This window comes from Mesorhizobium sp. M5C.F.Ca.IN.020.32.2.1 (assembly GCF_004023105.1).
GTDB lineage: Bacteria > Pseudomonadota > Alphaproteobacteria > Rhizobiales > Rhizobiaceae > Mesorhizobium > Mesorhizobium wenxiniae.
Map to the genome: position 1 here is coordinate 1 of NZ_RZSX01000420.1, position 5,361 is coordinate 5,361.

The 5,361-nt window shown below is 62.4% G+C and carries 8 protein-coding genes; all 8 read left to right on the forward strand.

Annotated elements, in window-relative coordinates:
* The coding region (hisH, locus tag EOA86_RS20465) for an imidazole glycerol phosphate synthase subunit HisH (RefSeq protein ID WP_245497330.1) at positions 1-545 on the forward strand (545 nt) is incomplete at its 5' end.
* Between the two features lie 4 nt (positions 546-549).
* Positions 550-840, forward strand: a complete 291-nt coding sequence (locus EOA86_RS20470) for a DUF1330 domain-containing protein (protein ID WP_128343304.1) — start codon at positions 550-552, stop codon at positions 838-840.
* A gap of 2 nt (positions 841-842) precedes the next feature.
* The gene (gene hisA, locus EOA86_RS20475) at positions 843-1,592 is read left to right on the forward strand and encodes a 1-(5-phosphoribosyl)-5-[(5-phosphoribosylamino)methylideneamino]imidazole-4-carboxamide isomerase (RefSeq protein WP_128343306.1); all 750 of its coding nucleotides are present in this window, start codon (positions 843-845) and stop codon (positions 1,590-1,592) included.
* A complete protein-coding gene (locus tag EOA86_RS20480; RefSeq protein ID WP_128343307.1) occupies positions 1,589-2,425 on the forward strand; it encodes an arginase family protein in 837 nt (278 codons plus the stop codon). The genes hisA and EOA86_RS20480 overlap by 4 nt, the downstream gene beginning before the upstream one ends.
* Positions 2,425-3,216: an imidazole glycerol phosphate synthase subunit HisF gene (gene hisF / locus EOA86_RS20485; RefSeq protein ID WP_065011530.1), complete on the forward strand. Its 792-nt coding sequence runs from the start codon at positions 2,425-2,427 to the stop codon at positions 3,214-3,216. Before EOA86_RS20480 ends, hisF begins: the two co-directional genes overlap by 1 nt.
* Before the next feature lie 91 nt (positions 3,217-3,307).
* Complete coding sequence (locus tag EOA86_RS20490; RefSeq protein WP_127212120.1) at positions 3,308-3,634, forward strand: phosphoribosyl-ATP diphosphatase; 327 nt, start codon at positions 3,308-3,310, stop codon at positions 3,632-3,634.
* Positions 3,635-3,658: 24 nt separating this feature from the next.
* Entirely contained in the window at positions 3,659-4,618 is a 960-nt protein-coding gene (gene coaA / locus EOA86_RS20495; RefSeq protein WP_029347431.1) for a type I pantothenate kinase, read from the forward strand.
* 85 nt (positions 4,619-4,703) lie between these two features.
* Positions 4,704-5,192, forward strand: a complete 489-nt coding sequence (locus tag EOA86_RS20500) for a GtrA family protein (RefSeq protein WP_164759964.1) — start codon at positions 4,704-4,706, stop codon at positions 5,190-5,192.
* Positions 5,193-5,361: the final 169 nt, after the last annotated feature.

Consider the following 5,361-nt stretch of genomic DNA (forward strand, 5'->3'; position numbering starts at 1 on the left):
CCGCCGATGCCGAGCGTGTCAGGACCGCCGATCGCATCGTCCTGCCCGGCGTCGGCGCATATGCCGATTGCGCGGCCGGGCTGCGCGCTGTGGCCGGCATGTGGGAAGCGGTTGAGGAGGTCGCGATCGTCAAGGGGCGGCCATTCCTCGGCATCTGCGTCGGCATGCAGCTGATGTCGGAGCGGGGCCTGGAAAAGACCGTTACAAAAGGTTTTGGCTGGATCGCCGGCGACGTCAAGGAGATCACCCCGGCCGATCCTGCGCTGAAGATCCCGCAGATCGGCTGGAATACGATCGAGCTCACGCGCAAGCATCCGCTGTTTTCCGGCATTCCGACCGGCGCCAAGGGACTGCACGCCTATTTCGTTCATTCCTACCATCTCGACGCGCAGAAGCCGCAGGAGGTGCTGGCGATTGCCGACTACGGTGGTCCGGTGACGGCCGCTGTTGTCAGCGGCAATCTCGCCGGCACGCAGTTTCATCCCGAAAAGAGCCAGGCGCTTGGCCTGGCGCTGATCACCAATTTTCTGCGCTGGAGGCCCTAGGATCATGAGTAAGAAAGGCTACTGGGTGGTCATGCTAACGGTGACTGACCCCGACGGTTATCAGCGCTACCGTGACGCCATCAGTGACGCCATTTCGCGCTATGACGGCCGCTATCTCGTGCGCGGCGGACAGGTCACAAACCCAAAAGGATCGGAATTTGACAGGCATGTTGTGGTCGAGTTCGCCTCTTATCAGACAGCGCTGAACTGTTACCAGTCGCCGGCCTATCAGACCGCACTACGGAATCGACTGGCGGCTTCGACTGGCCATTTCGCGATCGTCGAGGGCGCCTGAAAGTGTTCCTGTTCCCGGCCATCGACCTCAAAGACGGCAAGTGCGTGCGCCTGAAGCACGGCGATATGGCGACCGCGACGATCTACAATGACGACCCGGCCGCGCAGGCCAGGGCCTTCGAGCAACAGGGTTTTGAATGGCTGCATGTCGTTGACCTCAACGGCGCCTTCAAGGGCCAGAGCGTCAACAGCGCGGCGGTCGGCGCCATCCTCAAGGCGACGAAAAACCCGGTGCAGCTCGGCGGCGGCATCCGCACCCTGGCGCAGGTCGAGGACTGGCTCGATCGCGGGCTGGCGCGGATCATTCTCGGCACGGTGGCCGTGCGCGATCCGGATCTGGTCAGGCAGGCCTGCAAGGCGTTCCCGGGCAAGATCGCCGTCGGCATCGACGCCAAGGGCGGCAAGGTCGCGGTCGAGGGCTGGGCCGAGGCCTCGAGCCTCGGCGTCATCGAACTGGCGAGGAAGTTCGAGGGCGCCGGCGTTGCCGCCATCATCTACACCGACATCGACCGCGACGGTGTGCTGACCGGCATAAACTGGGATGCCACCATCGATCTCGCCGAAGCAGTTTCAATCCCGGTCATCGCCTCCGGGGGGCTTGCCTCGATCGCCGACATCGTGCGCATGACCATGCCCGATGCGCAAAAACTTGAAGGTGCCATCTCCGGCCGCGCGCTTTATGACGGGCGTATCGATCCGGCCGAGGCACTGGCGATCCTGGCGGCAGGACCGGAGAAGGCGAGGGCGCGATGAAACTCTCGGTCATCCTCGCACCCTATGACAGCGGCCTTTATCATTCCGGCTGTGGCCAGGGCCCCGACGCCATCATTGCCGGCGGCCTCATCGATGAACTTGCCTTTCGCGGCCACGATGTCGTCGTCGAGGACATCGGCGAAGTCGGCGATGCCCAGAAACGCGAAATCGCGACAGGTTTCGCGGTTTGTCGGGCAGTCGCCACCAAGGTCGACATGGCGCGCGACGATGAGCGTTTTCCCATTGTGCTCACCGGAAATTGCCTGACCGCCGCCGGTGCGGTGGCTGGCGATACCGCTGATTCGATCATCTGGATCGATCAGCATAGCGATCTCAACACGCCCGAGACGTCCACCTACGGCTTTCTCGACGGCATGGCGCTGGCGACGACGCTGGGGCTCTGCTGGCGCCCTATGACGTCAGCGATTCCCGGCTTCCAGGCGATCGAGCCGTCGCGGTGCATGCTGGTCGATGCACGCGACCTCGATCCCGATGAAAGGCGGCTTCTGGAGACGTTGCCAATCATTCGCGCCCAATGGGCCGATGCACTCGACAATGTCGGAAAGCTAAAGGCGGCCGGCGCGGCCCAAGTGCATTTGCATCTGGATCTGGATGTTCACGATCCCGATGTGCTGCAAGTGAACCGCTATGCACGGCCGGGAGGTCCAAATCCGGAGCAACTGCGGCAACTGGTTTGCGGGCTGGCCAAGTCGATCCCGATAGTCGGCGTCACCCTGTCCGCCTACGATCCTGCCTTTGACGCCAAGGGCGAGGTTCCGCCTGTAGTTGGGCAATTGCTTGGCGATTTTCTTGCCGCGCTTGCGAGGATCTGATGCTGAAAGCCCGCGTCATCCCCTGTCTCGACGTCAAGAACGGCCGCGTCGTCAAGGGCGTCAACTTCGTCGACCTGGTCGATGCCGGCGATCCGGTCGAGGCGGCCAAGGCCTATGACGCCGCCGGCGCCGACGAACTCTGCTTCCTCGACATCACCGCTTCGTCCGAAAATCGCGAGACCATCTTCGACATCGTCGCCCGCACCGCCGAACAATGCTTCATGCCGCTGACCGTCGGCGGCGGCGTGCGACAGGTCGCCGACATAAGAAAGCTGCTTTTGGCCGGCGCCGACAAGGTGTCGATCAATACGGCGGCGGTGAAGAATCCCGATTTCGTCGCCGAGGCGGCTGACAAATTCGGCAACCAGTGCATCGTCATCGCCATCGATGCCAAGAAAGTATCGGGCGAAGGCGAGGCCGACCGCTGGGAGATTTTTACCCATGGCGGCCGCGAAAAGACCGGCATCGACGCGGTCGAATTCGCTCAGCAGATGGTCGATCGCGGCGCCGGCGAGATCCTGCTGACGTCGATGGACCGCGACGGCACCAAGGCCGGCTACGACATCGCGCTCACCCGCGCGGTAGCCGACGCCGTGCGTGCGCCGGTCATCGCCTCCGGCGGCGTCGGCACGCTCGATCACATGGTCGAGGGCATTCGCGACGGCCATGCCGGCGCGGTGCTGGCGGCATCGATCTTCCATTTCGGCACCTACAGCATTGCCGAAGCCAAGGCGCATATGGCCCGCGCCGGCCTGCCGATGCGACTGGACTCCCCGGGTGATCGGCTCTAAAGCATGATCCCGAACCGAAGGTCCGCGCCAGCGAAAAATGGCAACCGGTTTTCGGAAAAAATCGTGCTTAAACAAGCAGATAGATGGCGCCATGGCTGAGTTTTCGCTCTCCGATCTGGAGACAATCATCAGGGAACGCGTGCATTCCGGCGATCCGGATTCGTGGACGGCAAAGCTGTTCGCACGCGGCATGGACAAGGCGGCGCAGAAGCTCGGCGAAGAGGCGGTCGAAACGGTGATCGCGGCCGTTGGCGGTGACAGACAAGCCCTCGTTTCGGAAAGCGCCGATCTCATCTATCATTGGCTTGTCGTTCTGGGCGTCGCCGGCATTCCGCTTGCCGATGTCCTGACCGAACTCGAACGCCGCACCGGTCGTTCGGGCATCGCCGAAAAGGCGTCTCGGCAGGACCGGGGCTGATCGCTGCGGAGGGTAGGAAACTCGATGGACCAGCTCGCCCCCACCGAGAAATATTCGCCCTTTCGTTTTTTCTCGGCAGAGCAATGGTCGCAGTTCCGCGCCGACACGCCGATGACGCTCGGCGAGGACGAGGTCCGTCGCCTGCGTTCGCTCAACGACCCGGTCGACCTCGAAGAGGTCAAGCGCATCTATCTTTCGCTGTCCCGGCTGTTGTCGGCACATGTCGAGGCGAGCCAACTTCTGTTCAGGCAGCGCCAGGCCTTCTTCAACGCGGTGGATGTCGTCAAGACGCCCTTCATCATCGGCATTGCCGGCTCTGTCGCGGTCGGCAAATCGACCACGGCGCGCGTGCTCAAGGAATTGCTGGCGCGCTGGCCGTCGAGTCCCAAGGTCGATCTGATCACCACAGACGGCTTCCTGCTTCCCAACGAAATCCTGCGCCGCAACAATCTGATGGAACGCAAGGGCTTTCCCGACAGCTATGACGTCGGCGCATTACTGCGTTTCCTGTCGGGTATCAAATCGGCGCAGCGCAATGTCCGCGCGCCGGTCTATTCGCACCTGACCTACGACGTCGTTCCCGGCGAGTTCCAGACCATCGACCGGCCCGATATATTGATCTTCGAAGGCATCAACGTGCTGCAGCCGGGCAAGCTGCCGAAGGACGGCAAGATTGTGCCTTTCCTGTCGGATTTCTTCGACTTCGCCATCTATATCGATGCCGAAGAGGAGCTGATCCATCAATGGTACATCGCCCGCTTCATGCGGCTGCGCGAGACCGCCTTCCGCGATCCGGACTCCTTCTTCCACCGCTATTCGCAACTTTCTCAAGCAGCGGCCCGCGCCATCGCGGAAGGCCTATGGGCCAACATCAATCTGAAGAATTTGCGCGAGAACATCCTGCCGACGCGAGCCCGCGCCGATCTCATCCTGCGCAAGGGCGCCAATCATCTGGTCGAGGAAGTGGCGCTCAGGAAGCTGTAACGAAGCGGTTAATGGTGCCTTAGGCAGTGCCCGCTATCGTTCGATTGCCAATTCCGGAGCATTTTGTGGGGAGCCGGTGATCAATATGCCTGCATTGCGCCGGCCTGACATTTCCGCCCGGCGCGGAACACTTGCTCCGCGCCGGCTTCTCAAATTCGCCTCGGTGGGGCTCGCGGCCACAGTGCTCTACGCGCATTGTGCCAGCCTCTTCACCAGTGCCGGGTCAACATACCTGCCGCCGGCCACAGCCTCCGTGGCCGCCTATGCGGTCGCGGCAATATTCTCCTATCTCGGCCACAAGTTCTTCACCTTCATGTCGGCCGGCTCGCATCAATTCGAAGCGCCGCGTTTCGCCGTGCTGACCGGATCCGGCCTTGCCATCGCCTATCTTCTTCCGCTGCTCCTCGTCGGGCAGTTCGGCCTGCCGGCGGCGATTCCGATACTGCTCACCTGCATTCTCATTCCGGTGGTCAACTTTGTCGTTCTCGAACGCTGGATCTTTTCCGGCCGATCAGCGGCGGGCCTGGACGGTGATCCGAAGCGGGTGCCGGTCTTGGGGAAATCCGATACTTGAAAAAGAGAGAGAGCGGCGATACGCCTCGACTTGAAAGTCCGCCGCTCTGGACGCGGCTTCGAACCGCTGCTCCTGACTATCGGGCCTGACGATCGCGCGCAGGCCTCGCCCTCGCAACGGCGTGCTCGACGTTGTCGGTGGCGAAGATTGGTCAGCGGCGAAGTTGGCC

Excerpts from the sequence above, each read along its gene's own strand:
- coaA (WP_029347431.1), top strand. The coding sequence starts at position 3,659 with ATGGACCAGCTCGCCCCCACCGAGAAATATTCGCCCTTTCGTTTTTTC.
- EOA86_RS20490 (WP_127212120.1), top strand. The coding sequence starts at position 3,308 with ATGGCTGAGTTTTCGCTCTCCGATCTGGAGACAATCATCAGGGAACGC.
- EOA86_RS20500 (WP_164759964.1), top strand. The coding sequence starts at position 4,704 with ATGCCTGCATTGCGCCGGCCTGACATTTCCGCCCGGCGCGGAACACTT.
- EOA86_RS20470 (WP_128343304.1), top strand. The coding sequence starts at position 550 with ATGAGTAAGAAAGGCTACTGGGTGGTCATGCTAACGGTGACTGACCCC.
- hisF (WP_065011530.1), top strand. The coding sequence starts at position 2,425 with ATGCTGAAAGCCCGCGTCATCCCCTGTCTCGACGTCAAGAACGGCCGC.
- EOA86_RS20480 (WP_128343307.1), top strand. The coding sequence starts at position 1,589 with ATGAAACTCTCGGTCATCCTCGCACCCTATGACAGCGGCCTTTATCAT.